This window comes from Pseudomonas sp. GW822-FHT05A08, from assembly GCF_058800485.1.
Window position 1 is genome coordinate 1,237,101 of sequence record NZ_CM179511.1, and the last position, 26,766, is coordinate 1,263,866.

Below are 26,766 nucleotides of genomic sequence, written 5' to 3' on the forward strand. Positions count from 1 at the left end.
TTTCGTTGCGGCGTATCGCTTACACGTAGAAGGATTTCAGGGGCGGGAAGCCGTTGAATTCCACAGCGCTGTAGCTGGTGGTGTAGGCACCGGTGGACAGCCAGTACAGGCGGTCGCCAATGGCCAGGTTCAGCGGCAGGCCGTACTTGTAGTTCTCGTACATGATGTCGGCGCTGTCGCAGGTCGGGCCGGCGATTACCACTTCTTCCGTCTCGCCTTTCTTCTCGGTCCAGATCGGGAACTTGATGGCTTCGTCCATGGTTTCGATCAGGCCGGAGAACTTGCCCACGTCGGTGTAGATCCAGCGTTCCACGGCGGTCCGGGATTTACGCGCCACCAGCACCACTTCGCTGACCAGGATGCCGGCGTTGGCGATCAGCGAACGGCCTGGCTCGAGGATGATTTCTGGCAGCTCGTCGCCGAAGTCTTCCTTGAGGAAGCGGATGATTTCCTCGGCGTAGGTTTCCAGGCTATTGGTGCGGGTGATGTAGTTGGCCGGGAAGCCGCCACCCATGTTGATCAGCTTGAGGTGGATGCCGTCTTCTTCCTTCAGGCGTTCGAAGATCACCTTGACCTTGGCGATCGCCGCGTCCCAGACGCTGATATCGCGCTGTTGCGAACCCACGTGGAACGACACGCCGTAAGGCACCAGGCCCAGGTCGCGGGCGAGGATCAGCAGGTCCATGGCCATGTCGGTCTGGCAGCCGAACTTGCGCGACAGCGGCCAGTCAGCGGTGGTCGAGCCTTCGGTGAGGATGCGCACATAGACTTTCGAGCCCGGCGCGGCCTTGGCGATGTTGCGCAGGTCGGCTTCGGAGTCGGTGGCATACAGACGCACGCCCTTCTCGTAGAAGTAGCGGATGTCCTTGGATTTCTTGATGGTGTTGCCGTAGCTGATCTGGTCCGGGCTGACGCCGCGGCCCAGCACCTTGTCCAGCTCGTAGATCGAGGCGATGTCGAAGTTCGAACCTTTTTCCCGCAGCAGGTCGATGATTTCGACGGCCGGGTTGGCCTTTACCGCGTAGTAGACCTTGGCGAACTCGAAACCGGCACGCAGGTCATCGTAGGCCTGGGCGATCATCTGGGTGTCGATCACCACGAACGGGGTTTCTTGCTTGTCGGCGAACGCCTTCATTTTCTGAAAGGTTTCGCGCGCGAAATAGTCTTCGACCTGAATCGACATACCTGGGAGCTCCTAATGGCAAACGGGTAAAAACAATGGGTGCAAATGAACGTCCTCCGTATCCCCACTTTGGTTCGCCTACTTCCCAAGGCATTGCCGCCGAAAGCAAAAAGGCCACCCGGATCGTTTGAGAGCTACTGCGTGCTGTGCGCCTTCGGCGCTACGCGAGCAATACTGCGTTGGGAAGAAGCTCGGAATGCTCATTTACAACCAGTAAACTCCGCTTCCTCGCCTCTTCCCGCCTTGTCTTGCCTGCGCTCGCTACGCTCTCAAACGATCTGCAAAAGGTTTCCCTATGGCCTTGCTGTCTCGTCGTCAGTACTTGAGCCGGATGGATCGTTTCCAGCATGGACGTTCGGCGCGAACTTTAGGGCGTGAGGGGCCTGAGATCAACAAAAAATGTCGCGTTTTTGCACGCGTTCGTCGCGTGGTCCGAGCCAGTCATTTATGTAACCGACCCAGATGACAGGCTGATGTTCCCCAGGGTGGGGAATCCGTGGCGTGAGGCGCCCGGTTCCCGGTCGAGTGCGGGCTGGTGTCGCGAGGCACTGTAGCCGCTGCCGAGGTACGAGGCTGCGATCGACTGCGAAGCAGGCGCAGACCCGGCACCTCGGTATATCAGGGCACCGAGGGCAGGGGGGCACGGCCGCTTTGCGGCCGATCGCAGCCTCATTCTTCGGCAGCGGCTACAAGATCGGGCCGATGCGGCAGGTCAGGCCAGTGCAGTCTCGGCCGGCGAGACGATGTTGGTTTTCATGCCGCGCGAGCGGCCGGAGCTGAGGTAGGCGGCAATCGATTCCTGGGTCACTTCGCCGAGGAACACCCGCTCGGCATCCAGCACCGGCAGCCACGAACGGTTGAACTCGTACATCCGCGACAGCAGGATCCGCAGGTGTTCGTCGTAGGCGGCGGTGGCGTTGAATTCGCGCAGGTACTGGGCGCAGGTGCCGGTCTGGCGGTGCAGGTCGCGGCGGCGCACATACCCCAGGGCCTTGTTGTCGGCGCAGGTCACCACCAGGTAGCGGCGGTCGTGTTCGTCCATCAGTTCCAGGGCGTCGGCCACCGGGGTTTCCGGGCTCACCGACGGCGCGTTGTCGGCGGCGTCCTCGGCCTTCACCAGCAGCAGGCGCTTGAGGGTGCTGTCCTGGCCGACGAAGTTGCTGACGAACTCGTCCGCCGGATGGGCCAGCAGGGTATCTGGATGGTCGATCTGCAACAGCTTGCCGGCGCGGAAGATGGCGATCTTGTCGCCGAGCTTGATGGCCTCGTCGATGTCGTGGCTGACCATGATCACGGTCTTGTTCAGCGCCCGCTGCATTTCGAAGAACTCGTTCTGGATCATCTCGCGGTTGATCGGGTCGACCGCGCCGAAAGGTTCGTCCATCAGCAGCAACGGCGCATCGGCCGCCAGCGCGCGGATCACGCCGATCCGCTGTTGCTGGCCGCCGGACAGTTCCCGTGGGTAGCGATGCAGATATTGCTTGGGCTCGAGCTTGATCATGCTCATCAGCTCGCGGGCGCGGTCATGGCATTTCTGCTTGTCCCAACCCAGCAGCTTGGGCACCACCACAATGTTTTCCTCGATGGTCATGTTGGGAAACAGGCCGATCTGCTGGATCACGTAGCCGATGTTGCGGCGCAGGGTCACTTCGTCCAGATCGGTGGTGTCTTCGCCATTGATCAGGATCTTGCCTGAGGTCGGTTTGATCAGGCGGTTGATCATTTTCAGCGTGGTGCTTTTGCCGCAACCCGATGGCCCTAGGAACACGCAGATTTCGCCTTCATTGACGGTCAGGCTTACGGAGTCGACGGCGGTGATGGTCTTGCCGTTGCTTTGGAAGGTCTTGGTCAGGTTTTGAAGTTCGATCATTTGAGCAGTCCTTTTGGAGTCAGCGAACGTTGCAGCCATTGCAGAAGCAGGTCGGCGAAGATGGCCAGGAGGCTGACCAGCACCGCGCCGACGATCAGCATCGACATGTCGCTGCGGCTGATGGAAGCAAGAATGAGCACACCCAGGCCGCCGGCGCCGATGGTGGCGGCGATGGTCATGACGCCGATGTTCATCACCACGGCGGTGCGTACGCCGGCGAGGATCACCGGCACGGCGATCGGCAACTCGACCATGCGCAGGCGCTGGCCGAAGGTCATGCCGATGCCGCGGGCCGCTTCGCGAATCCCCGGCTCGACGCCGGTCAGCGCCAGGTAGGTGTTACGCATGATCGGCAGCAGGGAGTAGAGAAACACCGCGGTGATCGCCGGCAGCGGCCCCAGGCCCTGGCCGAACCTGGAGTAGAACGGCAGCAGCAGGCCGAACAGGGCAATCGACGGAATGGTCAGCAGCACGGTGGCGCTGGCTTGCAGCGGCCCGGCCAGGCTCGGGAAGCGGGTCATCAGGATGCCCAGGGGCACGCCGAAGAGGATCGCCAGGGTCACGGCGATGCCCACCAGGGTGATGTGCTGCCAGGTCAGCTGGATGACTTGCTGCCAGTCGAGATGGGAAAAGGCGTTGAGAAATTCCATGGCTCTTTCCTCCCTCAATTCAGTGGATGCTGGCGCAGGAAATCTGCGGCAACGGCGGATGGGCTTTCATGGTCGACGTCGACCCGGGCGTTGAGCTGGCGCATGGTTTCGTCGTCGAACAGTTCGGCCAGTGGCTTGAGGTCGGCGGCCAGTTGCGGGTGGGCGTCGAGGTAGGTCTGGCGCACCACGGGGGCCGCGGTGTAGTCCGGGAAGTAATGCAGGTCGTCGTTGAGCAATTTCAGGTTGAAGGCATTGAGCCGGCCGTCGGTGGTGTAGACCAGGCCGGCGAACACCTGGCCGTTGCGCAGGGCGGTGTAGACCAGCCCGGCGTCCATCTGCCGGATGTTCTTGCGGGTCAGGTCCATGCCGTACAGCTTGACCATGCCTTGCAGGCCGTCGGAGCGGTTGGCGAACTCGGTGTCCAGGGCGATCAGGTGGTGGTCCTGGCGTTCGGCGTCGAGGACGTGTTTCAGGTCGCTGACGCTGTTGATCTGCGGGTATGCGTCCGCGACGTTTTTCGGCAAGGCCAGGGCGTAGGTATTGCTGAATTTCGACGGGGTCAGCCAGACCAGGCCTTTTTTCCCGTCGAGTTCCTTGACCCGCTCATAGGACTGTTGGCTGTCGAGTTTTTCCGTCACGTGGTTGTAGGCCACCAGGGACACCCCGGTGTATTCCCAGAGCATGTCCAGTTGCCCGCTTTCGTGGGCGCTGCGTGCCAGGTTGCTGCCCAGGCCGCCGGTGACCCGGGTGTCGTAGCCCTTGCCGCGCAGGTACTGCGAGGTGATTTCCGCCAGCAGTGTCTGCTCGGTGAAGACCCGGGCGCCGATGCGGATCACCGGCTTTTGCGCGGCCTGGGCAATTCCCGCGCACAGCAGGATGCAGCCTATGATCAAAGCTATTTTTTTCATGTGAATTCCTTCGCGCAGGCTTAAGACGGGCGCAGGCCGCGTTCCAGCCAGAGGCGGCTGGCCAGTGTCACCAGGCCGTCGAGCAGCAGCGCCAGCAAGGCGGTGCAGGCCGCGCCGAGCAGCAGTTGCGGCTGGTTGTTCAGGGCGATGCCGGGGAAGATCAGGCTGCCAAGGCTGTTGGCGCCGATCAGGAAGGCCAGCGGCGCGGTACCGACGTTGATCGCCAGGGCCACGCGCACGCCACCGACGATGATCGGCACGGCGTTGGGCAGCTCGACTTTCCACAGCACCTGGCGCGGCGTCATGCCGATGCCGACGGCGGCTTCCTTGAGGGAACCCTGGACGTTTTTCAGGCCTTCGTAGGTGTTGCGCACGATGGGCAGCAAGGAGGCGAGGAACAAGGCGAAGATGGCCGGCCCGCTGCCGATGCCGAGGATCCCCAGGGCGATGGCCAGGACGGCCAGGGGAGGGACGGTGTTGCCGATGTTGAACAGCTGCATGAAGCGCTCGGCACGCCCGACCATCTGCGGTCGGCTGAGGAAGATGCCGGCGGGTATCCCCACCACGAGGGCGGCGAACATTGAAGCGAGTACCAGGTACAGATGGGCTTGCAGGTAAAACAACAGATCGTCGCGGTAGTGTTCGATCGTACTGATGCCGATCCAGTGGACCAGCAGGGCCAGGAGAGCGATGACCGCCGCGCCTCCTATCAGCCCTTTGCCATAGCGAATAGCCACAGGCGGACTCCTTTTTCATGTCGGCGAGCATTCTTTCGTGTGGCAAGGCCATACCTGGCTGCCAAAAGAACGGTCGCGAGAAGCAGCTCGTCGCTGCGCTGGAAACAGCGCGGGATCGAGCCATACGCATAGCCTCGTCAGGCTAACTTGCTGATTTTTCTACCCCTGACGAATGCTCGTAACAGGGGAGTGGACGCCTCCACCTTTTAAAAGGTTCCATATTTGGCAGCGTTTGGCCACCCTCCATCCCATAACTCCGATATCTCTGATGCCTGGCATCTGTAGCCGCTGCCGAGCGCAGCGAGGCTGCGATCGGCGGCGCAGCCGTCGCAAAACCTGCCCCCTCGGTATACCTGACAGAGCGCATCGCAATGCCGCCCGGGCCAATCGCAGCCTCGCGCTGCTCGGCAGCGGCTACAGGGCAAGGGTTGCAGGGGCGAGGGCCGAACGGTGGTCCGTGGAGCTTGCTTTGCGCTATACTCGCCGCCCTTTTTTTGAATCACCTGCCAGGCGATTTCCCATGACCAAACAGGCCGCCGAAGTCGCGAAACGCCGCACTTTCGCCATTATTTCCCACCCGGATGCGGGTAAAACCACCATCACCGAGAAGCTCTTGCTGATGGGCAAGGCGATTGCCGTTGCCGGTACGGTGAAGTCCCGCAAGTCCGACCGCCACGCCACCTCCGACTGGATGGAGATGGAGAAGCAGCGCGGTATTTCCATTACCACGTCGGTCATGCAGTTCCCTTATCGCGAACACATGATCAACCTGCTCGACACCCCGGGCCACGAAGACTTCTCGGAAGACACCTACCGCACCCTGACCGCGGTGGATTCGGCGCTGATGGTGCTCGACGGCGGTAAGGGCGTAGAGCCACGGACCATCGCCCTGATGGACGTCTGCCGTCTGCGCGACACGCCGATCGTCAGCTTCATCAACAAGCTCGACCGTGACATCCGCGACCCGATCGAACTGCTCGACGAAATCGAAGCGGTCCTGAAGATCAAGGCGGCGCCCATCACCTGGCCGATCGGTTGCTACCGCGACTTCAAGGGTGTGTACCACCTGGCGGGCGACTACATCATTGTCTACACCCCCGGCCACGGTCACGAGCGCACCGAAACCAAGATCATCGAGAAGCTCGATTCCGATGAAGCCCGCGCCCACCTGGGCGACGAGTACGAGCGCTTCATCGAGCAGTTGGAGCTGGTGCAGGGCGCCTGCCATGAGTTCGACCAGCAGGCGTTCATGGACGGCCAGCTGACCCCGGTGTTTTTCGGTACCGCCCTGGGCAACTTCGGTGTGGACCACGTGCTCGACGCCGTCGTCGACTGGGCGCCGCTGCCGCTGGCGCGCGTGGCCAACGAGCGTACCGTGGAGCCGCAGGAAGAGAAGTTCACAGGCTTCGTGTTCAAGATCCAGGCGAACATGGACCCCAAGCACCGCGACCGTATCGCCTTCATGCGCATCTGCTCGGGCAAGTACGAGAAAGGCATGAAAATGCGCCACGTGCGCACCGGCAAGGACGTGCGCATCGGCGATGCGTTGACCTTCTTCTCCTCCGAGCGTGAACAGCTCGAAGAAGCCTACGCCGGCGACATCATCGGCTTGCACAACCACGGCACCATCCAGATCGGCGACACCTTCACCGAGGGCGAGGCCCTGGGCTTCACCGGTATCCCGCACTTCGCCCCGGAGCTGTTCCGCCGCGTGCGCCTGAAGGACCCGCTGAAATCCAAGCAACTGCGCCAGGGCCTGCAACAGCTGGCCGAAGAAGGCGCGACCCAGGTGTTCTTCCCCGAGCGCAGCAACGACATCATCCTCGGCGCCGTCGGTGTGCTGCAGTTCGATGTGGTCGCCAGCCGCCTGAAAGAGGAATACAAGGTCGAGTGCTCCTACGAGCCGATTACCGTGTGGTCCGCGCGCTGGATCGATTGCAGCGACAAGAAGAAACTCGAGGAATTCTCCAACAAGGCCGTGGAAAACCTGGCACTGGACGGTGGCGGTCATCTGACCTACCTGGCCCCGACCCGGGTCAACCTGGCGCTGATGGAAGAGCGCTGGCCCGACGTGAAATTCCGCGCGACCCGCGAGCATCACTAAGGTCTGAGCGACGCCCCAAGCAAAAGCCCCGCTGCCAAACAGCGGGGCTTTTTTATGTCCCTATGCAGTTGTAGGAGCGAGGCTTGCCCGCGAAAGCGCCGGTTCGGGCAATGAATTTTTTCAGGCAGAGCGGCGGTGGCAGGTTTTGGGGCCGCTGGGCGGGATCCGGCTCAGTTGTACACCAGCACGTAACTGACCACCGCATCGGCTTTACCGGCTTTCACCTCGCCACCGCTCGGGACGTAACGGGCCTGGCCAGCAAAATGGTAGACCTCGGCGTCGGGTTGGCTGTGCTGCCAGTCGAGGTTGAGGGCCTGGCTCGGGGTGAAGGGAAGCCGGGTGCCCTTGCCATTGGTGAGTTCGATGGCCGCGCCGCTGGCGACATGGCTTTGCCCGGCATCGTTGAACTTGAGCAGGCCATCGCTGGTGGTGGCGCCCTGGAAATAGATCTTGACCGGCGCCGGCTGGGTGGGGCGCAGGCCCTTGCAGTACACGTTCAAATTGAAGTTCTGCGCCTGGGTGTTGCCTGTACGGATATTGGCGGAGGCGACTTTCCCCATGGGGACGATGAGGCTCTTGACCTGTGCTTCGCAGGCGCTGAAGTAGATGTTATTGACCACTTCGGTCTTCAGGTTCGTACCGACAATATTGATCGGGGTTAAACCGGTTGCCTGGAAATAGGCGCTGAAGTTGAATGAGATCGGCCCCTTGCCCACCGCGGTGCCGGTGCGGATAAAGTCAATGACCACTTGGGAAGGAAGGGGATATAACCAATTCGGATAGGTTTGAGACTCAAACGGGGGGTATTTGACGCTCCCCCAGGTCCCATTGCGTGGGCTGTCAAAGCCGATTCTTATTCCGACGCCTTCAACATTGGTCTTGTACACATTGGGCAACCCGGCAGATTCCAGGCCCGAGACATTCAGGTTCATGCCCCATTTATCGCCGGTTGCACAGTACACGATCTCGGCATTGCCAGAGTAAAAACTGATTTTCTGCGATGCCATGGCCTGGCCGATCGGTGCCGGGGACAAGCTAGTGGTGCCTGCCAGGGGAGGGGTCGTGATCTTAGCTGGCGGCTGATTCCACCAGCTACATGCGGCAAAAGCCGAATGGGCTCCGGCTAGCGTGGTAACCAGAACCAATGCCGATAACATTTTCTTGAAGAGCATGGGGTACCTGTCTGGTCGCGAAAGTGAGCGGGGCAGGGCTTTCCCTGCCGTTCCTTGAGCAGAGGTTCGATTAGCCTGCTCTGCTGAGTGTTCTGCTCGACGATAGGGCTCGATGGTGTTGTGGATAAGTTTCAGCCGGGGGAAGGAATGTTATCGATCCCGGGCATATCGATGAATCAGATGAATCTGATATGCCTGCGCGCAGGTCCTGGTTTTGCGCGAGTATTTCCATTGCTGCTGCGACGCCTTCTCCCCGTAGGAGCGAGGCTTGCCCGCGATGATGTCCGTTCGGGCAATGAATTTTCCCCGGCAGAACGGCGGTGGCAGGTTTTGGGGCTGCTGCGCAGCCCATCGCGATCAATCGAGCGTCGACCGGCAGCTCCTGCGGACGCGGGGCATAACCGCAGGTTTTAAGGCCTAGTCGAAAGCCGTCTATCCAGTGGGCGGATAGCTAGCTTCCTATCTGGAAAAGCGCCGGCTTCGGGGCTAGGTTTCAGGGGCTAGGTTTCATACGAAGCCGCGTCTTGCAGGTCAGGGCCTGTGGCCATCATTGATTCACCTACATAAAGGGACGGAATCAACATGAATGTCTTCCAACGGGGTGTGCTGTTACTCAAGGTGCTGGTGCTGTTGTCGCTGGGCATGTCCGCGGCCTGGGCCGGCGACCAGGCCGCACGGGTGCCGGGTTTCTGGGGGCCGGGGCATTTGCAGAACGGGGTACAGATGATCGCCAAGTCGGAATCCGAGCCGGGCGATCAGGGACAGGGTGGTAGCGAGGGCGATGACGATTCGACCACCGACGAGCCGGATCCCGACAGTGATGACGAGGCTAGCCAGGGCTGAGCCAGGCTGGCGGAAAAAAGAAACCCCTCCTGCCGGACTGATGCGCAATCCGGCAGATGGGGTTTGGTCAACACGAGTGAGGCGCCGCGGGTCACCGCGGCGCCTTTTTTTGCCGGCTCAGCCGAGGAACTGCTCGGCGTAGTGGCAGGCCACCTGGCGGGTGTCGAGCAGGCGCAGGGCCGGCTCTTCGTTGCTGCAACGCTCGGTGGCGTATGGGCAGCGCTTGTGGAACGCACAGCCGGATGGCGGGTTCAGCGGGTTGGGCAATTCGCCGACGATCTTGATCTTCGGCTTGTCCGGGTCCGGGTGAATGGTCGGCGTGGCCGACAGCAGCGCCTGGGTGTAGGGGTGCAGCGGACGGGTGTAGATGTCCTCTTTCGGGCCCATTTCCACCGGCCGACCGAGGTACATCACCATCACGTGGTCGGCGACGTGACGCACCACCGCCAGGTTGTGGGAGATGAACACATAGGCGGTGTTGAACTCCTGCTGCAGGTCCATGAACAGGTTCAGCACCTGGGCCTGGATCGACACGTCGAGGGCCGAGGTCGGTTCGTCCGCCACCAGCACTTTCGGTTGCAGCATCATCGCCCGCGCCAGGGCGATACGCTGGCGCTGGCCGCCGGAGAACATGTGCGGGTAGCGCTGATAATGCTCGGGGCGCAGGCCCACCTGCTTCATCATCGCCTGGACCTTTTCCCGCCGCTCGCTGGCCGACAGTTGGGTGTTGATCAGCAGCGGCTCGGCCAGTTGATCGCCGATCTTCTGCCGTGGGTTGAGCGAGGCGTAGGGGCTCTGGAACACCATCTGCACGTCTTTGCGCAGTTGCTTGCGCTGGGCCTTGTCGGCGCCGGCGACTTCCTGGCCGGCGATTTTCAAGGAGCCGGAAGACGGTTCTTCGATCAGGGTCAGGGCCCGGGCCAGGGTGGATTTGCCGCAGCCGGACTCGCCGACCACGGCGAGGGTCTTGCCGGCTTCCAGCTCGAACGACACGCCGTTGAGGGCGCGCACGGTCGCATGGCCCTTGAACAGGCCGCGGGACACTTCGTAGTGACGGGTCAGGTTGCGGGCGGTAAGAACGACGGCCATTACGCCACCTCCTGATTCAGCGGATAGAAGCAGCGGGCGAGGCTGGCGGCTTTCGGGTCGAGGCCTGGACGCTGCTGGCGGCAGTTTTCCTGCACGTACGGGCAGCGCGGCGAGAGCAGGCAGCCTTGCGGACGGTCGTAGCGACCGGGAACGATGCCCGGCAACGTCGACAGGCGCGCGGCACCCATGCTGTGCTCGGGAATCGCTGCCAGCAGCGCTTCGGTATAGGGATGGGCGGGGATGTCGAACAACTCCGGCACCTGGCCCACTTCCACCGCTTGCCCGGCGTACATCACGCACACGCGCTGGGCGGTCTCGGCGACCACCGCCAGGTCGTGGGTGATCAGCACCAGGCCCATGTTCTGCTCGCGTTGCAGGTTGAGCAGCAGCTCCATGATCTGCGCCTGGATGGTCACGTCCAGGGCGGTGGTCGGTTCGTCGGCGATCAGCAGCTTCGGCTCGCCGGCAATCGCCATGGCAATCGCCACGCGCTGGCTCATGCCGCCGGACAGTTGGTGCGGGTAGGCGTCCATGCGGCTGGCGGCGCCCGGGATCTCGACTTTTTCCAGCAGTTCGATGGCGCGCTTGCGGGCCGCCTTGCCGGACATCTTCAGGTGCAGGCGCAGCACTTCCTCGATCTGGAAGCCCACGGTGTAGCTCGGGTTCAGAGCGGTCATCGGGTCCTGGAACACCATGGCCAGGTCCTTGCCGACGATCTGCCGGCGTTGCCGGGCGCTGAGCTTGAGCATGTCCTTGCCGTCGAAGCTGAGGGCGTCGGCGGTGACGATGCCGGGATGCTCGATCAGCCCCATCAGCGCCATCATGGTCACGGACTTGCCGGAGCCGGATTCGCCGACGATGGCCAGGACTTCGCCCTTGTCCACGTTCAGGTCCAGGCCATCCACCACGGGAACGGCCTGGGCGTCGCCGAAGCGCACGTTGAGATTCTTGATTTCTAGCAGTGACATGGGAATCTCCTCAGGCGGCGTTCTTGAGTTTCGGGTCCAGCGCGTCGCGCAGGCCGTCGCCCATCAGGTTGATTGCCAGCACGCTGAGCAAAATGGTCAGGCCGGGCAGGCTCACCACCCACCAGGCGCGTTCGATGTAGTCGCGGGCCGAGGCCAGCATGGTGCCCCACTCAGGGGTGGGCGGCTGGACGCCAAGGCCGAGGAAGCCCAGGGCCGCGGCATCGAGAATCGCCGAGGAGAAGCTCAGGGTCGCCTGGACGATCAGCGGCGCCATGCAGTTGGGCAGCACGGTGATGAACATCAGGCGCGGCAGGCCGGCACCGGCCAGGCGCGCGGCGGTCACGTAGTCGCGGTTGAGCTCGCCCATCACCGCGGCGCGGGTCAGGCGCACGTAGGACGGCAGGGACACCACGGCGATGGCGATCACGGTGTTGATCAGGCCTGGGCCGAGGATGGCGACGATCGCCACGGCCAGCAGCAGGGACGGCAGGGCCAGCATGATGTCCATCAGGCGCATGATGGTCGGGCCGAGCAGGCGCGGGAAGAAGCCGGCGAACAGGCCCAGGAGGATGCCCGGGATCAGCGACATGACCACCGACGACAGGCCGATCAGCAGCGACAGGCGCGAACCGGTGATCAGGCGCGACAGCAGGTCGCGGCCCAGTTCGTCGGTGCCGAGGATGAACTGCCATTGGCCGCCTTCGAGCCAGACCGGCGGGGTCAGCAGGAAGTCGCGGTATTGCTCGCTCGGGTTATGCGGGGCGACCCAGGGCGCGAAGATCGCGCAGAAAATCACCAGCAGCATGAACAGCAGGCCGGCCACCGCGCCCTTGTTGCGCGAGAAGGCCTGCCAGAATTCCTTGTACGGCGACGGGTACAGCAGGCTTTGATCCACGGCCACGGCGGATACGGCTACTGAGGAGGTTGGAGTGCTCATGAGTATTGTCCTCAGCGCTGGTGACGAATGCGTGGGTTGGCAAAGCCGTAGAGGATGTCCACCACGAAGTTGACGAGGATCACCAGGCAGGCGATCAACAGGATGCCGTTCTGCACCACGGGGTAGTCCCGGGCGCCGATGGCTTCGATCAGCCATTTGCCGATGCCGGGCCAGGAGAAGATGGTTTCGGTCAGGACCGCGCCGGCCAGCAGGGTGCCGACTTGCAGGCCGACCACGGTCAGCACCGGGATCAGCGCGTTGCGCAGGCCGTGCACGAACACCACGCGCGCCGGCGACAGGCCCTTGGCCTTGGCGGTGCGGATGTAGTCTTCGCGCAGCACTTCGAGCATCGAGGAACGGGTCATCCGCGCGATCACCGCCAGCGGAATGGTGCCAAGCACGATGGCCGGCAGGATCAGGTGGTGCAGGGCGTCGAAGAAGGCGCCGGTGTCATCGGCCAGCAGGGTGTCGATGAGCATGAAGCCGGTTTTCGGCTCGATGTCGTAGAGCAGGTCGAGCCGCCCGGAAACCGGGGTCCAGCCCAGGCTCACGGAGAAGAACATGATCAGGATCAGGCCCCACCAGAAGATCGGCATCGAATAGCCGGCAAGAGAGATGCCCATCACCCCGTGGTCGAACAGGGATCCTCGTTTCAGCGCGGCGATCACTCCGGCCAGCAGGCCGATCACAGCAGCGAACAGCATCGCGGCCGAGGCCAGTTCCAGGGTCGCCGGGAACAGGGAGCTGAACTCGCTCCACACACTCTCGCGAGTACGCAGGGATTCACCCAGGTCGCCCTGGGCGAGTTTGCCGATGTAGTCCAGGTACTGGGCATACAGCGGTTTGTTCAGACCAAGGCGTTCCATTGCCTGGGCATGCATCTCAGGGTCGACCCGGCGCTCGCCCATCATGACTTCCACGGGATCGCCGGGAATCATGCGAATCAATGCGAACGTCAGCAAGGTGATGCCGAAGAATGTGGGAATCAACAACCCCACACGGCGGGCAATAAAACTAAACATCTTCTGGTGTACCTCATCAGCCGGTTAGGCGTGTCCGGCATCCCTGGGGTCAGGGATGCCGGGCGTTTCTTATCTACTTCACCTGGGTGGTAGCGAAGTTGTTGGTGGTCAGGGGACTCTGGTGGTAGCCCTCGACGTTCTTGCGCATTGCCGTGAACATTTTCGGATAGGCCATGGGGATCCAGGGTTGTTCCTTGTCGAAAATATCCTGGGCCTGTTCATAGAGTGCGGTCCGTTTGGCCGGCTCGGATTCGGCGCGGGCCTGATCGATCAGGCTCTGGAACGCTTTATTGCACCAGCGAGCGTAGTTTTCGCCGTTTTTGGCGGCCTCGCAACTGAGGTTGGGGGTCAGGAAGTTGTCCGGGTCCCCGTTATCCCCTGCCCAGCCGGCGGAAACCATGTCGTGCTCGCCGTTCTTGGCGCGCTTGAGCATCTCGCCCCATTCCATGACGCGGATATCGATCTTGAGGCCGATCTTCGCCAGGTCGGACTGCATCATCTGTGCGCCGAGCAGCGGGTTGGGGTTGGTCGGGCCACCGCCGTTGCGGGTGAACAGGGTGAAGACCGTGCCTTCCGGCACGCCGGCTTCCTTGATCAGGGCGCGGGCCTTGTCCAGGTCGCGGGCCGGGTTGCCCAGGCTGGTGTTGAAGCCCAGCAGGGTCGGCGGGTAGGGGCCGGTGCCGACCACCGCGTTGCCCTTGCCGTACAGGCTGTTGACGTAGGCTTCCTTGTCGAAGGCGATGTTGATGGCCTGACGGACACGCGGGTCGCTCATGTACTTCTTGGTGGTGTTCAGGGCCACGTAGCCCACGGTCATGGCGGCCAGGTCGTCGACCTTCAGGTTGGTGTCGGCCTTGATGCTCGGGATGTCGTCCGGCTTCGGATACAGGGCGACCTGGCACTCATTGGCCTTGAGCTTCTGCAGGCGCACGTTGTTGTCGGTGGTGATCGCCAGGATCAGCGCGTCGGCCGGCGGCTTGCCACGGAAGTAGTCCGGGTTGGCCTTGAACCGCACCTGGGCGTCCTTGGCGTAGCGCTGGAAGACGAACGGGCCGGTGCCGATCGGCTTGCTGTTCAGTTCGCCGGGCTTGCCGGCCTTGAGCAACTGGTCGGCGTATTCGGCCGGGAAGATCGAGGCGAAGGCCATGGCCACGTCGGCCAGGAACGGTGCTTCGCGACGGGTCAGGGTGAAGACCACGGTGTGGTCGTCGGTTTTCTCGACGCTTTTGAGCAGTTCCTTGAAACCCATGCTCTCGAAATAGGGGAAGCCCACGCTGGACTTGTCATGCCACGGGTGTTTCGGGTCCAGCTGACGCTGGAAGCTCCAGAGCACGTCGTCGGCGTTCATCTCGCGGGTTGGCTTGAAGTAATCGGTGCTGTGGAACTTGACGCCTTTGCGCAGGTGGAAGGTGTAGATCAGGCCGTCCGGGCTGATCTCCCAGGACTCGGCCAGGGCCGGCTCGATGTCCGTGGTACCGGGCTTGAAGTCCACCAGGCGGTTGAAGATGGTTTCCGCCACCGCGTCGGCAGTGACTGCAGTCGTGTACTGGACCATATCGAAGCCTTCCGGGCTGGCTTCGGTACAGACCACCAAGGGCTTGGCCGAGACGCCTGCGGCGACGCTCAGCAGTGCGGCAGCGATGGCCGCTTTCAGGGGAAGCATTTTCATCTAGAACCCTCTGCAATCGGTTGAACCAGAGTAGCTGGAGTGGCGAATTCGTCATGAATTCGCCAACCAGCCGATGTGTTTTTTAGAGAATCTTGAACGGGATGGTGGTGACCAGGCGGAACTCGTTGATGTTACCGTCGGCCTGGTTTTCGCTGGCGCGGTGGGTAGTGTAGGTCGCCCGGATCGCGGTTGCCTTCAGCGGACCGCTCTGGACTGCATAAGACGCGCCAATACCGTATTCGTAGTGGGTTTCGCCATCCATCAGGCTCAGGTCGCCGCGCTGGGCGCCTGGATCGGTGTAGGCGGTGCCGCGGTAGTGGGTACCGTCGATGCCCCAGCCGCGTGCCGAGTAGATGTTGAACTTCAGGCCTGGCACGCCGTATTCGGCCATGTTCAGACCGTAGGCGATCTGGAAGGACTTCTCGTTCGGGCCGTTGAAGTCCGAGAGCAGGGAGTTGGCCAGGTAGATACCGTTGGTTTCATGCAGGTAGTCGAAGTACTCGTTACCGTTCACTTGCTGGTAGGAGAAGGTCAGGCTGTGGGCCTGGTGAGTCAGGCCGAGCGACAGCGAGTAGGTGTCGTTGTCGATCTCGCCCATCAACTTCTTACCTTCGTCGACGGTCTTGTAGTAGTTCAGGCCGGTGGTCAGGCTCAGTACCTGGCTGTCACCCAGCTCGTGGGTGGCGCCGAAGTAGTACTGGTTCCAGAAGTCTTTGACGTTGGCGCCATACAGGCTGGTTTTCAGGCTCTTGAACGGCTGGTAGTTCACACCTGCGGTGTAGACCTTGTCGGTTTCCACGCCGGTGGCGGAGTACTCGGTGCGGAATTTCGACAGGCTCTGTTCGGTACGCGGCGAAACGCGATCGAAACCGGCCAGATCGAACGACAGGTTGTTGAACTCTTCGCTGTGCAGGCTCACACCTTCGAAACTTGAAGGCAGGGCACGGTTGCCGATGACGTCGACGATCGGCGTGCTGAAGTTCTGGCGACCGGCGGTCAGGGTGGTGTTGGAGACGCGGAACTTGACGTTGGCCAGGCCCAGTTTGCTCCACTGGCCGACAGCGTCGCCGTCGGAGTGGGTCAGGGTACGGTTGTTCTTGCCGGCGATGTCCTTGCGGTCACGATCCAACGCGATGGCGTTGTAGGCGGCCACCTCGGTGCTGACCCCGACAGTGCCTTCGGTGAAGCCCGAGCTGTAGTTGAGGATGGTGCCCTGGACCCAGTTGATCCGGCGTGGGGTCGAAGTCGGCTGACCGTTGTGGTTGTAGGAGAAGCGGTCGTCACGACGCTTCAGCTCGTTGGCGTACCAGTTGCGGGTCGTGCCCGACAGGCTCTGGCCTTCGACGAAGCCCTTGGCCTCCGCCTGGGCGCTGGTGCCGTTCAGTTCGGTCGGAACGAATTCCTGACTCACGCTTTCCGCATGGGCCATGGCCGTGATGCTGCTGATGGCCAGGGCCAGTAACGCGGTGTTGCTCGGTTTCATGGGTGAAGCTCCTTTGCTTTCTTTATTTTTATGCCGGTCTTTTTGGGTTGACCGGCTTTTGCTTTACAACTCATTCAAGGCATCGCAAACGTTTGCATGAGGCTTGATCGCCGAATTCAGGCAACAGATTTGCGTGGGGGCGAATATCGCCCCCAGCGGCCTGGCTAATCATTTATTGGTCGATGCTGACGCCCGAGAACACGTTGCGGCCGAAGGGGCTGACCTTGAATCCTTCGACTTTGGCGCTCAACGGCTGGTTGACCGTCGAGTGGGCGACCGGGGTGATCGGTACCTGCTGCTTGAGCAACTGCTGGGCCTGTTGGTAGAGCACCGTGCGCTGTTCGCGATCGGTGACGATCTTGGCCTGCTTGATCAGCTTGTCGTACTGCGGGTCGCACCACATGGAGTAGTTGTTGCCGCCAATGGCGTCGCAGCTGTACAGGGTGCCGAGCCAGTTGTCCGGGTCACCGTTGTCGCCGGTCCAGCCGATCAGGCTGATGTCGTGCTCGCCATTCTTGGTGCGCTTGATGTACTCGCCCCACTCGTAGCTGACGATTTTCACTTTCAGGCCGATCTTGCCCCAGTCGGACTGGAGCATTTCGGCCATCAGCTTGGCGTTGGGGTTGTAGGGACGTTGCACCGGCATGGCCCAGAGGGTGATTTCCGTGCCTTCCTTGACCCCGGCGGCCTTGAGCAGCTCACGGGCCTTTTGCGGGTTGTAGGCGGCGTCCTTGATGCTGGTGTCGTAGGACCACTGGGTCGGCGGCATGGCGTTGACCGCCAGCTGGCCGGCGCCCTGGTACACGGCGTTGAGGATGCCCTGCTTGTTCACCGCCATGTCCAGCGCCTGGCGCACTTCGAGCTGGTCGAAGGGTTTGTGGCGAACGTTGTAGGCGATGTAGCCGAGGTTGAAGCCGGGCTTTTCGATCAGTTGCAGTTTCGGGTCGTTTTTCAGCGCTTCGACATCGGCCGGCCGCGGGTGCAGGGTGACCTGGCATTCGCCGGCCTTGAGTTTCTGCACGCGCACCGAGGCATCGGTATTGATGGCGAAAATCAGCTGGTCGAGCTTGACCCGGCTCGGGTCCCAGTACTGCTTGTTGGCGGTGTAGCGGATGTTCGAGTCTTTCTGGTAACTCTTGAACACGAACGGCCCGGTGCCGATCGGCTTCTGGTTGATGTCGCTGGGTTTGCCGGCCTTGAGCAACTGGTCGGCATATTCGGCCGAGAGAATCGCGGCGAAGCTCATGGCGATGTTCTGGATGAACGCCGCATCGACCGAGTTCAGGGTCATCACCACGGTCAACGGCCCGGTCTTCTCGACCTTGGCGATGTTCTTGTTCAGGCTCATCCCGTTGAAGTAGGGAAACTCGGTGGGGTAGGCCTTGCGGAAGGGCTGCTCGGGATCGAGCATGCGGTTGAAGGTGAAGAGCACGTCGTCGGCGTTGAAATCACGCGTCGGCTTGAAGTACGGCGTGGTATGGAACTTCACCCCTTCGCGCAGATGGAAGGTGTACTGCAGGCCGTCCGCGGAAATATCCCAGCGGGTGGCCAGGCCCGGCACCACATTGGTCGCGCCTTTTTCGAACTCCGCCAGGCGGTTGTACAGCGGCTCTGCCGCGTCGTTGTCGGTGGCGGTGGTGTATTGCGCGGTGTCGAAGCCGGCCGGGCTGCCTTCGGAGCAGAACACCAGGCTGTTGCCGGCCGCCAGGCTGGCGGAGGTTGCGGTCAACAGACCGGTGCCCAGCAGGGCGGATAAAACCAGGGAATGACGCATGACGATCCCTCTTCCTTTTTATTGTTTTGATCGATGAGCAGTCGCCCCATCCGGAGGCGGTCATGTCATTGATCCCAAGTCTCGCTTGCAGCAAATGCCGGGCAATGGATGCACCACTCCATGCTTTGACGGTAGGGGTCGCCGCATGGGTAGTAAATGCCAAAGAGCCTGAAAGACATGTAAGGAACTTCCGAAATGCCCGTACTCACCACGATGGGGCGCAGCAAGAGGAAGAGCGTTCGAGTTCCGGCAGTCCTGGCAGGTAAGGCAACGGCGACGTCAGCTGACGTCGCCGTTGCAGACCCTTATTTGCTGATGCTGACGCCGTAGAACGAGTTCAGGCCAAAGGGGCTGATCTTGAAGTCCTGCACGTTGGCGCGCATGGGTTGGAACACCGTCGAGTGGGCGATAGGTGTCATCGGGACCTGGTCTTTGAGGAGGTGTTGCGCCTGCTTGTACAGCTCGGTGCGTTTGGCCACGTCCGGGGTGGCCTTGGCTTGCTTGATCAGTGCGTCGTACGGCTTGTCGCACCATTTGGAGAAGTTGTTGCCGTTCATGGCGTCGCAGCCGAACAGGGTGCCGAGCCAGTTGTCCGGGTCACCATTGTCGCCGCTCCAGCCGATGATCATCGCCTGGTTCTCGCCACCCTTGGAACGCTTGATGTACTCGCCCCATTCGTAGCTGACGATGTTGACCTTCAGGCCGATCTTCGCCCAGTCGGACTGCAGCATTTCAGCCATCAGCTTGGCGTTCGGGTTGTACGGACGCTGCACCGGCATGGCCCACAGGGTGATCTGGGTGCCTTCCTTGATGCCGGCTTCCTTGAGCAGCGCCTTGGCTTTCTCGGGGTCGTACTTGGCATCCTTGATGGTGTCGTCATAGGACCACTGGGTCGGTGGCATGGCGTTGACCGCCAGCTGGCCCGCGCCCTGGTAGACCGAGTCGATGATCTGCTGCTTGTTCACCGCCATGTCCAGCGCCTGGCGGACCTTGAGGTCGGCCAGCGGGTTGGCGTCGGTGCGGCCCTTGAGCACAGGCATCACGTTGTAGGCGATGTAGCCGAGGTTGAAGCCGGCTTGCTGCGGCAGCTTGAGGGTCTTGTCCTCGCCCAGGGCCTTGAGGTCGGCCGGGCGCGGGAACAGGGTGACCTGGCATTCGTTCTTTTTCAGCTTCTGGATGCGTACCGACGGGTCGGTGGTGATGGCGAAGATCAGGTTGTCGATCTTCACGTCTTCAGGCTTCCAGTACTCCTTGTTGCCGGTGTAACGGATGTTGGAGTCCTTCTGGTAGCTCTTGAACACGAACGGGCCGGTGCCGATCGGCTTCTGGTTGATGTCGCCCGGCTTGCCTTCCTTGAGCAGATGGTCGGCGTATTCGGCGGACTGGATGGAGGCGAAGCTCATCGCCAGGTTCTGGATGAACGCGGCGTCTACGGTTTTCAGGGTGAACTTGACGGTCTTGTCGTCGACTTTCTCGACCTTGGTGATGTTGGTGTCCATCCCCATGTCGGTGAAGTAAGGGAATTCGGTGGGGTACGCCTTGCGGAACGGCATGTCCTTGTCGAGCATGCGGTTGAACGTGAAGAGCACGTCGTCGGCGTTGAAATCACGAGTCGGCTTGAAATACGGCGTGGTGTGGAACTTCACCCCATCACGCAGATGGAAGGTGTAGGTCAGGCCATCGTCGGAAATGTCCCAACTGGTCGCCAGGCCAGGAATGACGGCGGTGCCGCCACGCTCAAACTGGCTGAGGCGGTTGAACAGGGTCTCTGCTGAGGCGTCGAAGTCGGTTCCGGTGGTGTACTGGCCTGGGTCGAAGCCGGCCGGGCTCCCTTCGGAGCAGAACACCAGGTTAGTCGCCGCCTGGGCGAAGGGTGCGCTGGCGAGCAAGCCGGCGCTGACTAAAAGCGGAATGACTGCTTGTTTGAACATGGTTGCCTCATGATTTGTTGTCATTTTTGGTGTAGAGGGCGACCTTATGAGTCGACCCGCCGATACTTATGCAGGCCCCATACCCAATGCAAGATGCGGGGCCGTCACAAGTATCAAGGAGTGGAACGAACGTACAGGAATGACGCATTTGTATAAATATTGACGAATTTGGCCCTATGCGCTGGTTTTTTCTGGTGCATGGGTTGCCTTCTTGCGGGGCATCCGGAGCGAGTCGTGCCTCCGCTTGGTGCGTCGCTGGAGCAGGTGTCGACCGGCTTCTGGTTGAACCGCCTGGCCTTGCCTGCCTGGCGCAAGTGTTTGGCGCATTGGGTTGACCGGATGAAGTAGGACGGTTTGGTGAGGGAGGCCGTGGAGAACGGATGCCCGGGACCTTGCAGGCGATGGCGGGTGCACAGCACATCGGCGGCGGCGTTGACGTTGTGGCTCGCAGTGAGGTTGTCACTGTGGAGGTTGCGGGTGGCGTGCGACAGTGGGATGCCGAGGATCAGCCCCGCTGTCTGCCAAACCTGGAGCGGAAAGGTCTTACGCATGCAAACCTCATTTTTTCTTTTTCTAGGGCATATCTGAGGATTGGCCTTGTGGGCCGGGGCAACTCGCCTTCTATGGGGAGTGGATGCAGCCCCATGGACCCTGTGCGGCGATGGCGATCGCTTTGTTGTGGGGGTGATTGACGATTCGCCGATGCCGAAATTAAGTCATGCTGAAATCGTGGTCAACGAAAATTAAGCGTGACTAACATTTCTCTTGCGCGCGGGGTGTCTGTGAGGTTGCGCAGGCGGCCACGGGGCGGGTTCAGGCCGCTGAATGGTCGTCGAACAGGCCCATGGTCGTGACGGTCAATACTTCTGCCGGGCCGTTGCCGGCGTTAGCCAGGTAGTGAGGTTTGGTCGAGTCGAAGTGCACCGAGTCGCCGGCGCCGAGGGGATACTGCTGCCCCTCGATGGTGTAGACAATTTGCCCCGAAAGAACGTAGGAGAACTCGGCGCCATCATGGGAAATCAGTTCCGACTGGTAGCCCACGGGTATGTTCATCTTCACCGCGTTGATCAGGTTGCCGGGAAAGGAACTGGACAGCCGCTCGTAGGCCAGGGGCTGGCCTTCGATGGTGTAGCGCACCCGCTTGCCGTCGTGGGAGTCGGGTTGTGCCTGGGTCGGCTGGTCGAATAGGGCGTTCAGCGGAACGTTCAGAGACTTGGCAATGTTGACCAGGGAGGAGATCGAGACGCCGGTGAGATTGCGTTCCGCCTGGGAGAGGAAACTGGCGGTCAGGCCGGATTCGCTGGCGATCTGGCGCAGGGTTTTCTTGGCGGCGCGGCGATAGCGACGCAGGCGTTCGCCGATGCGGTCTGCGGTCATTGGAGAGACTCTTATAGGAAAGGCGCAGTATACCCGGTGGACGTCAATGACGTCTGATAGGCGCCATACCGGGGGCCGTAACTTTAGCATCACCGATGTGGCCGAGTTCAGCCCCTCTATTCCAAAAAAGGGCGAGTCCCTCAGGCTGGGTTGAAACAGTGGGTAGCAAAAAAAACGCGGTAACCTCATTGGTGCTGGAGGTCACCGCCGTTTTTTTGGGGACGGGCAGGGAAAACGTTACGGCATCAGGACTTCGATCGAGCCATCGGCGGTCATGCTGACCTGGCTGGTACCGGCTTCGACTTCCGGAGTGACCGGCGCCGCATCCATGCCCGCGGCTTTCATCATCATCTGGCCACGCAGGTACGGTTGTGGATAACCGTTGCTGTTGAGGTTCAGGTTGACGATCTTGTAGCCCTTGCCGCCCAGCGCTTCGGTGGTCAGTTGCGCGCGAGCCTTGAAGGCATCGACCGCTTCCTTGAGCAGCTTGTCTTCGCTGGCCTTGCGGGTCGGGTCGGCGATGGCGAAATCCATCCCGCCCATCTTCAGGTCGGTCAGCAGTTCGCCGGTGAGCTTGGACAGCGCGGCGAAGTCCGAGCTTTCCAGGCGCAGTTCGGCGCGCTCGCGCCAGCCGGTGATCTTCTGGCCCTTGGTGTCGTAGATCGGGTAGCTGTTGCGGCTGCCCTGGCGCAAGGTGATGTCCTTGACCTGGCGTGCCTGGCCCAGGGCCTTGTTCATGGTGGTGGTGATTTCCGCGGCGAGCTTGGCCGGGTCGGCGTTCTGCGATTCGCTGTAGAGGGTGACGATCATCAGGTCGCGGGCCACTTCCTGACTGACTTCGGCGCGCAGGGAGATCTGGTTGTAATGAAGCTCATCGGCGGCCAGGGCCGGCAGGCTGGCGAGGGTGCCGGCGCTGAGGGCGAGAAGGGCGGCGCTGCGACTGAATGTATGCATGAAAACTCCTTGAGTGCGGTCCGCAGGTATTGGGTCCCAGCCTGCGTGAAACCATCAGACTCTAGCTTTTATTGTCTGGTTCGGCCCGTTAACAACTTCTATACATCTATTACCCAACGCCAACTACGGAGGTTTTTGTAGCCGCTGGCGAAGCCTGCGCTCGACTGCGCAGCAGTCGTAATCTGTTCTCGAGCCGGACTCTGAGATGGGGATGGCGAGCGCTTTGCGCTCTGTCGCGGGCAAGCCTCGCTCCTACAGGCAGGTGGTGTTTTTGCAGGCAAGGCTTGCCCGCGATTGGCCATTGCCCAAGACTGTGGCGGTTTGCCGCAGTTTTGCCTGTCCGGGCCGCTGCTTGGTTATACTCGTCGCGATCCGCCTGGAGCGCTCATCAGGAGAGCTCATGCTCGCCCCCGTACAACTGCTTTCCGCCACTCGCCAGAACCTCTGGCGTCTGACTTTCATCCGCATCCTGGTTCTGGCCGCTCAGGCTGGCTCGGTGGGGCTCGCCTACTGGTTCGACCTGTTGCCGCTGCCCTGGCTGCAACTGGCCGTCACCCTGGGCCTGTCGCTGATCCTCTGCGCCTTCACCGCCATTCGCCTGCGCACCTCGTGGCCGGTCACCGAGCTGGAATATGCCGTGCAACTGGCTTGTGATTTGTTTATCCACAGCGCCCTGTTGTATTTCTCCGGCGGCTCGACCAATCCCTTCGTCTCCTATTACCTGGTGCCGCTGACCATCGCCGCCGTGACCTTGCCATGGCGCTATTCGGTGGTCCTTTCCGGTATCGCGCTGACCATGTACACCTTGCTGCTGGCGCAGTTCTACCCGCTGCAGACTTTCCCCATCGCCCGGGAGAACCTGCAGATCTACGGGATGTGGCTGAGCTTCGCCCTGGCCGCGGCGGTGATCACCTTCTTCGCCGCGAGAATGGCCGAGGAGCTGCGGCGGCAGGAGGAGCTGCGGGCGATCCGCCGCGAAGAGGGCCTGCGCGACCAGCAGTTGCTGGCTGTCGCGACCCAGGCCGCTGGCGCCGCCCACGAGTTGGGAACGCCCCTGGCGACCATGAGCGTGCTGCTCAAGGAAATGCGCCAGGACCACCTCGACCCAATGCTGCAAGATGACCTGGGCGTGCTCCAGGACCAGGTCAAACTGTGCAAGGAAACCCTGCAACAGTTGGTGCGCGCCGCCGAGGCCAACCGCCGGCTGGCGGTGGAGATGCAGGATGTCACCGTCTGGCTCGACGAAGCGCTGAACCGCTGGCACCTGATGCGCCCCGAAGCCAGCTACCGCTTCCAATTGCTGGGCAAGGGCACGATGCCGCGGCTGGCGCCGCCGCCGGACCTGACCCAGGCGTTGCTCAACCTGCTGAACAATGCAGCCGATGCTTGTCCGGAAGGGCTGGAAGTCCAGCTGGATTGGGACGCCGAGAACCTGACCATCAGTATTCGTGACCACGGCGCCGGTGTGCCGCTGGCCATCGCCGAGCAGATCGGCAAACCGTTTTTTACCACCAAGGGCAAAGGTTTCGGCCTGGGCCTGTTTTTGAGCAAAGCCAGCGTGACACGCGCCGGTGGCTCAGTGAAACTCTACAGTCATGAGGAAGGCGGCACGCTCACCGAGCTGCGTCTGCCCCACGGCGCCCGAGGAGACCAACATGAGTGACGAAATCCAAGTCGAAGGCGAAGAACTGCCGCATCTGTTGCTGGTGGATGACGACGCCACCTTCACCCGGGTGATGGCGCGAGCCATGAGCCGTCGCGGCTTTCGCGTCAGCACCGCGGGTTCCGCCGAGGAAGGCCTGGCCCTCGCCCAGCAGGACCTGCCGGACTTCGCCGCGCTGGACCTGAAGATGGACGGCGACTCCGGCCTGGTGCTGCTGCCCAAGCTGCTCGAGCTCGATCCGGAAATGCGCGTGGTGATCCTCACCGGTTATTCGAGCATCGCCACCGCGGTCGAAGCGATCAAGCGCGGCGCCTGCAACTACCTGTGCAAACCGGCAGACGCCGACGACGTGCTGGCCGCGCTGCTCTCCGAGCACGCCGACCTCGACACCCTGGTGCCGGAAAACCCGATGTCGGTGGACCGCCTGCAATGGGAGCACATCCAGCGGGTGCTGACCGAGCACGAAGGCAATATCTCCGCCACTGCCCGCGCCCTGGGCATGCACCGTCGAACGCTGCAACGCAAGTTGCAGAAGCGCCCGGTTCGTCGCTGAACCGCGACTGAACGAATGTCCTCAGGACAAGTGAAAAAACGAGCCGATCCTCTATGATCGGCTCGATGCTTGTTCCTATCCCAATCGAGCCTTGATGATGAATCAGAACGCTGAGTATTCCGCGGTCAACGATGCTGTGCGCGGGCAGTTTTTCCGTCGTGTCTGGGAAATGACTACGCCTTACTGGCGCAGTGAAGAGAAGGGCAAGGCCTGGTTGCTGCTGTTCGCGGTGGTGGCCCTGACCCTGTTCAGCGTGGCGATCTCGGTGTGGATCAACAGCTGGTACAAGGATTTCTACAACGCCCTGCAAAAGAAGGACGAGGCGGCGTTCTGGCAACTGATCCTGTATTTCTGCGGAATTGCCGCGGTGGCCATCCTGGCCGCGGTCTACCGGCTCTACCTGACCCAGATGCTGACCATTCGCTGGCGCGCCTGGCTCACGGAAAAACACTTCGCCCGCTGGCTGGGCCACAAGAACTACTACCAGCTGGAGCAGGGCGGCTACACCGATAACCCGGACCAGCGGATTTCCGAAGACCTCAACAGCTTCACCAGCAATACCCTGGGGCTCGCCCTGGGCCTGCTGCGTACCGTGGTCAGCCTGGTGTCGTTCTCGATCATCCTGTGGGGCGTGTCGGGCAGTATCGAAGTCTTCGGCTACACCATTCCCGGCTACATGTTCTGGTGCGCCCTGGTGTACGCCGCCGTCGGCAGCTGGCTGACCCACTTGATCGGTCGACGCCTGATCGGCTTGAACAACAACCAGCAACGTTTCGAGGCGGACCTGCGTTTTTCCATGGTGCGGGTGCGGGAGAACGCCGAGAGCATTGCCCTGTACGACGGCGAGCCGAATGAGAACAAACGCCTCAGCGCTCGCTTCGGCATGGTCTGGCACAACTTCTGGGACATCATGAAAGTGTCCAAGCGGCTGACCTTCTTCACCTCGGGCTACGGCCAGATCGCAATCATTTTCCCCTTCATCGTCGCGGCCCCGCGTTACCTGACGGGCAAGATCGAACTGGGCGAGCTGATGCAGATCAACTCGGCATTCGGCAACGTCCAGGAGAACTTCAGCTGGTTCATCACCGCCTATTCCGAGCTCGCGGCATGGCGCGCCACCTGCGACCGGCTGCTGAGTTTCCGCCAGGCTATGAGCGAAAACGAAGAGCGCGCGCCAGCCATCGACGTGCAGAGCCAGGGTGAAACCCTGCAGGTGCATAACCTTGGCCTGGACCTGGCGGACGGCCGGCACCTGCTGGCCGGTGCCGAGATGACCGTGACTCCCGGTGAGCGACTGATGCTCAGCGGCCGTTCCGGCAGTGGCAAAAGTACCCTGCTGCGGGCGATGGGGCGGCTCTGGCCGGCCGGTCACGGCAGCATTCGCATGCCTGCCGAGCGTTATCTGTTCCTGCCGCAAAAGCCTTACCTGCCGATCGGCAGCCTGCGCGAAGCCTTGAGTTATCCACAGTCGGGCGACACCTACCCGCAGGAGCGTTATGCGCAGGTGCTGGAAACCTGCCGGCTGCCGCACCTGGTTTCTCGTCTGGACGAGAGCAATCACTGGCAGCGCATGTTGTCCCCGGGCGAGCAGCAGCGCCTGGCCTTTGCCCGTGCGTTGCTCTATGCGCCGCAGTGGCTGTACATGGATGAGGCCACCTCGGCCATGGACGAAGAAGACGAGGCGACCCTGTACCAGGCGCTGATCGACCAGCTGCCGGGGCTGAGCATTGTCAGCGTCGGGCATCGCAGCAGCCTCAAGCGTTTCCACCCGCGGCACATCCGCATCGAGCGCGGGCATCTGGTCGACCAGGCGGTGACGGTGTAGTCAACAGTGATCGTACAACCCGGCTGAGCTATGATGCGTCATCAGTTTTCGGAG

Annotated in this window: 22 protein-coding genes; 5 read left to right on the forward strand and 17 right to left on the reverse strand. The window is 61.7% G+C overall.

Annotated elements, in window-relative coordinates; genetic code table 11:
* Positions 1-19: 19 nt before the first annotated feature.
* The 5 genes from AC3RCP_RS05500 to AC3RCP_RS05520 all read right to left on the reverse strand — a co-directional run bounded on the left by AC3RCP_RS05500 (position 20) and on the right by AC3RCP_RS05520 (position 5,348).
* The gene (locus tag AC3RCP_RS05500; protein WP_007923836.1) at positions 20-1,183 is read right to left on the reverse strand and encodes a type III PLP-dependent enzyme; all 1,164 of its coding nucleotides are present in this window, start codon (positions 1,181-1,183) and stop codon (positions 20-22) included.
* A 712-nt stretch (positions 1,184-1,895) separates the two neighbouring features.
* Positions 1,896-3,053 (reverse strand): osmoprotectant ABC transporter ATP-binding protein OsmV, encoded by a 1,158-nt coding sequence (locus tag AC3RCP_RS05505; RefSeq protein WP_274335807.1) that lies wholly within the window; start codon positions 3,051-3,053, stop codon positions 1,896-1,898.
* Positions 3,050-3,703 (reverse strand): ABC transporter permease, encoded by a 654-nt coding sequence (locus tag AC3RCP_RS05510; RefSeq protein ID WP_053259627.1) that lies wholly within the window; start codon positions 3,701-3,703, stop codon positions 3,050-3,052. Before AC3RCP_RS05510 ends, AC3RCP_RS05505 begins: the two co-directional genes overlap by 4 nt.
* Before the next feature lie 14 nt (positions 3,704-3,717).
* Complete coding sequence (locus tag AC3RCP_RS05515; protein WP_492569227.1) at positions 3,718-4,611, reverse strand: glycine betaine ABC transporter substrate-binding protein; 894 nt, start codon at positions 4,609-4,611, stop codon at positions 3,718-3,720.
* 20 nt (positions 4,612-4,631) lie between these two features.
* The gene (locus AC3RCP_RS05520; protein ID WP_025806390.1) at positions 4,632-5,348 is read right to left on the reverse strand and encodes an ABC transporter permease; all 717 of its coding nucleotides are present in this window, start codon (positions 5,346-5,348) and stop codon (positions 4,632-4,634) included.
* A 520-nt stretch (positions 5,349-5,868) separates the two neighbouring features.
* Between AC3RCP_RS05520 and AC3RCP_RS05525 the strand changes: the two genes are divergently transcribed.
* Positions 5,869-7,452 carry a peptide chain release factor 3 gene (locus AC3RCP_RS05525; protein ID WP_007923830.1) on the forward strand — a complete coding sequence of 528 codons (1,584 nt, stop codon included), beginning with the start codon at positions 5,869-5,871 and terminating at the stop codon, positions 7,450-7,452.
* Positions 7,453-7,622: 170 nt separating this feature from the next.
* On the opposite strand, the gene AC3RCP_RS05530 is transcribed toward AC3RCP_RS05525, so the two are convergent.
* Positions 7,623-8,624: a fimbrial protein gene (locus AC3RCP_RS05530; protein WP_492569229.1), complete on the reverse strand. Its 1,002-nt coding sequence runs from the start codon at positions 8,622-8,624 to the stop codon at positions 7,623-7,625.
* 582 nt (positions 8,625-9,206) lie between these two features.
* Here AC3RCP_RS05530 and AC3RCP_RS05535 point away from each other — a divergent pair.
* A complete protein-coding gene (locus tag AC3RCP_RS05535) occupies positions 9,207-9,467 on the forward strand; it encodes a hypothetical protein (RefSeq protein WP_007927024.1) in 261 nt (86 codons plus the stop codon).
* Positions 9,468-9,584: 117 nt separating this feature from the next.
* On the opposite strand, the gene AC3RCP_RS05540 is transcribed toward AC3RCP_RS05535, so the two are convergent.
* The 11 genes from AC3RCP_RS05540 to AC3RCP_RS05590 form a co-directional block, all read right to left on the reverse strand.
* Positions 9,585-10,556 carry a peptide ABC transporter ATP-binding protein gene (locus AC3RCP_RS05540; RefSeq protein ID WP_101336838.1) on the reverse strand — a complete coding sequence of 324 codons (972 nt, stop codon included), beginning with the start codon at positions 10,554-10,556 and terminating at the stop codon, positions 9,585-9,587.
* Positions 10,556-11,524, reverse strand: a complete 969-nt coding sequence (locus AC3RCP_RS05545) for an ABC transporter ATP-binding protein (protein WP_009042158.1) — start codon at positions 11,522-11,524, stop codon at positions 10,556-10,558. The genes AC3RCP_RS05540 and AC3RCP_RS05545 overlap by 1 nt, the downstream gene beginning before the upstream one ends.
* A gap of 10 nt (positions 11,525-11,534) precedes the next feature.
* On the reverse strand, positions 11,535-12,461 hold the full coding sequence (locus AC3RCP_RS05550; RefSeq protein WP_007927027.1) for an ABC transporter permease subunit: 927 nt from the start codon (positions 12,459-12,461) through the stop codon (positions 11,535-11,537).
* 11 nt (positions 12,462-12,472) lie between these two features.
* A complete protein-coding gene (locus AC3RCP_RS05555; protein ID WP_053259631.1) occupies positions 12,473-13,483 on the reverse strand; it encodes an ABC transporter permease subunit in 1,011 nt (336 codons plus the stop codon).
* Positions 13,484-13,556: 73 nt separating this feature from the next.
* The gene (locus AC3RCP_RS05560) at positions 13,557-15,152 is read right to left on the reverse strand and encodes an ABC transporter substrate-binding protein (RefSeq protein WP_087091238.1); all 1,596 of its coding nucleotides are present in this window, start codon (positions 15,150-15,152) and stop codon (positions 13,557-13,559) included.
* Between the two features lie 82 nt (positions 15,153-15,234).
* Entirely contained in the window at positions 15,235-16,635 is a 1,401-nt protein-coding gene (locus AC3RCP_RS05565; protein WP_053259633.1) for an OprD family porin, read from the reverse strand.
* A gap of 172 nt (positions 16,636-16,807) precedes the next feature.
* Entirely contained in the window at positions 16,808-18,409 is a 1,602-nt protein-coding gene (locus tag AC3RCP_RS05570; RefSeq protein ID WP_101336839.1) for an ABC transporter substrate-binding protein, read from the reverse strand.
* Positions 18,410-18,714: 305 nt separating this feature from the next.
* Positions 18,715-20,340: an ABC transporter substrate-binding protein gene (locus AC3RCP_RS05575; protein WP_492569233.1), complete on the reverse strand. Its 1,626-nt coding sequence runs from the start codon at positions 20,338-20,340 to the stop codon at positions 18,715-18,717.
* A 113-nt stretch (positions 20,341-20,453) separates the two neighbouring features.
* Positions 20,454-20,891 (reverse strand): hypothetical protein, encoded by a 438-nt coding sequence (locus tag AC3RCP_RS05580; RefSeq protein WP_101336840.1) that lies wholly within the window; start codon positions 20,889-20,891, stop codon positions 20,454-20,456.
* A 262-nt stretch (positions 20,892-21,153) separates the two neighbouring features.
* Positions 21,154-21,717, reverse strand: a complete 564-nt coding sequence (locus AC3RCP_RS05585; protein ID WP_007927037.1) for a cupin domain-containing protein — start codon at positions 21,715-21,717, stop codon at positions 21,154-21,156.
* Positions 21,718-21,954: 237 nt separating this feature from the next.
* Entirely contained in the window at positions 21,955-22,671 is a 717-nt protein-coding gene (locus tag AC3RCP_RS05590) for an SIMPL domain-containing protein (protein ID WP_023969588.1), read from the reverse strand.
* A 400-nt stretch (positions 22,672-23,071) separates the two neighbouring features.
* On the opposite strand from AC3RCP_RS05590, the gene AC3RCP_RS05595 reads away from it, so the two are divergent.
* The 3 genes from AC3RCP_RS05595 (at position 23,072) to AC3RCP_RS05605 (ending at position 26,712) form a co-directional block, all read left to right on the forward strand.
* A complete protein-coding gene (locus AC3RCP_RS05595; protein WP_007927040.1) occupies positions 23,072-24,334 on the forward strand; it encodes an ATP-binding protein in 1,263 nt (420 codons plus the stop codon).
* On the forward strand, positions 24,327-24,887 hold the full coding sequence (locus AC3RCP_RS05600; protein WP_009046975.1) for a response regulator transcription factor: 561 nt from the start codon (positions 24,327-24,329) through the stop codon (positions 24,885-24,887). The genes AC3RCP_RS05595 and AC3RCP_RS05600 overlap by 8 nt, the downstream gene beginning before the upstream one ends.
* 97 nt (positions 24,888-24,984) lie before the next feature.
* Complete coding sequence (locus AC3RCP_RS05605; protein ID WP_492569235.1) at positions 24,985-26,712, forward strand: ABC transporter ATP-binding protein/permease; 1,728 nt, start codon at positions 24,985-24,987, stop codon at positions 26,710-26,712.
* Positions 26,713-26,766: the final 54 nt, after the last annotated feature.

Bases quoted from the DNA above. Each gene is read 5' to 3' on its own strand.
- AC3RCP_RS05500 (WP_007923836.1), bottom strand. From the start codon at position 1,183: ATGTCGATTCAGGTCGAAGACTATTTCGCGCGCGAAACCTTTCAGAAA.
- AC3RCP_RS05505 (WP_274335807.1), bottom strand. From the start codon at position 3,053: ATGATCGAACTTCAAAACCTGACCAAGACCTTCCAAAGCAACGGCAAG.
- AC3RCP_RS05510 (WP_053259627.1), bottom strand. From the start codon at position 3,703: ATGGAATTTCTCAACGCCTTTTCCCATCTCGACTGGCAGCAAGTCATC.
- AC3RCP_RS05515 (WP_492569227.1), bottom strand. From the start codon at position 4,611: ATGAAAAAAATAGCTTTGATCATAGGCTGCATCCTGCTGTGCGCGGGA.
- AC3RCP_RS05525 (WP_007923830.1), top strand. From the start codon at position 5,869: ATGACCAAACAGGCCGCCGAAGTCGCGAAACGCCGCACTTTCGCCATT.
- AC3RCP_RS05530 (WP_492569229.1), bottom strand. From the start codon at position 8,624: ATGCTCTTCAAGAAAATGTTATCGGCATTGGTTCTGGTTACCACGCTA.
- AC3RCP_RS05535 (WP_007927024.1), top strand. From the start codon at position 9,207: ATGAATGTCTTCCAACGGGGTGTGCTGTTACTCAAGGTGCTGGTGCTG.
- AC3RCP_RS05540 (WP_101336838.1), bottom strand. From the start codon at position 10,556: ATGGCCGTCGTTCTTACCGCCCGCAACCTGACCCGTCACTACGAAGTG.
- AC3RCP_RS05545 (WP_009042158.1), bottom strand. From the start codon at position 11,524: ATGTCACTGCTAGAAATCAAGAATCTCAACGTGCGCTTCGGCGACGCC.
- AC3RCP_RS05550 (WP_007927027.1), bottom strand. From the start codon at position 12,461: ATGAGCACTCCAACCTCCTCAGTAGCCGTATCCGCCGTGGCCGTGGAT.
- AC3RCP_RS05555 (WP_053259631.1), bottom strand. From the start codon at position 13,483: ATGTTTAGTTTTATTGCCCGCCGTGTGGGGTTGTTGATTCCCACATTC.
- AC3RCP_RS05560 (WP_087091238.1), bottom strand. From the start codon at position 15,152: ATGAAAATGCTTCCCCTGAAAGCGGCCATCGCTGCCGCACTGCTGAGC.
- AC3RCP_RS05565 (WP_053259633.1), bottom strand. From the start codon at position 16,635: ATGAAACCGAGCAACACCGCGTTACTGGCCCTGGCCATCAGCAGCATC.
- AC3RCP_RS05570 (WP_101336839.1), bottom strand. From the start codon at position 18,409: ATGCGTCATTCCCTGGTTTTATCCGCCCTGCTGGGCACCGGTCTGTTG.
- AC3RCP_RS05575 (WP_492569233.1), bottom strand. From the start codon at position 20,340: ATGTTCAAACAAGCAGTCATTCCGCTTTTAGTCAGCGCCGGCTTGCTC.
- AC3RCP_RS05580 (WP_101336840.1), bottom strand. From the start codon at position 20,891: ATGCGTAAGACCTTTCCGCTCCAGGTTTGGCAGACAGCGGGGCTGATC.
- AC3RCP_RS05585 (WP_007927037.1), bottom strand. From the start codon at position 21,717: ATGACCGCAGACCGCATCGGCGAACGCCTGCGTCGCTATCGCCGCGCC.
- AC3RCP_RS05590 (WP_023969588.1), bottom strand. From the start codon at position 22,671: ATGCATACATTCAGTCGCAGCGCCGCCCTTCTCGCCCTCAGCGCCGGC.
- AC3RCP_RS05595 (WP_007927040.1), top strand. From the start codon at position 23,072: ATGCTCGCCCCCGTACAACTGCTTTCCGCCACTCGCCAGAACCTCTGG.
- AC3RCP_RS05600 (WP_009046975.1), top strand. From the start codon at position 24,327: ATGAGTGACGAAATCCAAGTCGAAGGCGAAGAACTGCCGCATCTGTTG.
- AC3RCP_RS05605 (WP_492569235.1), top strand. From the start codon at position 24,985: ATGAATCAGAACGCTGAGTATTCCGCGGTCAACGATGCTGTGCGCGGG.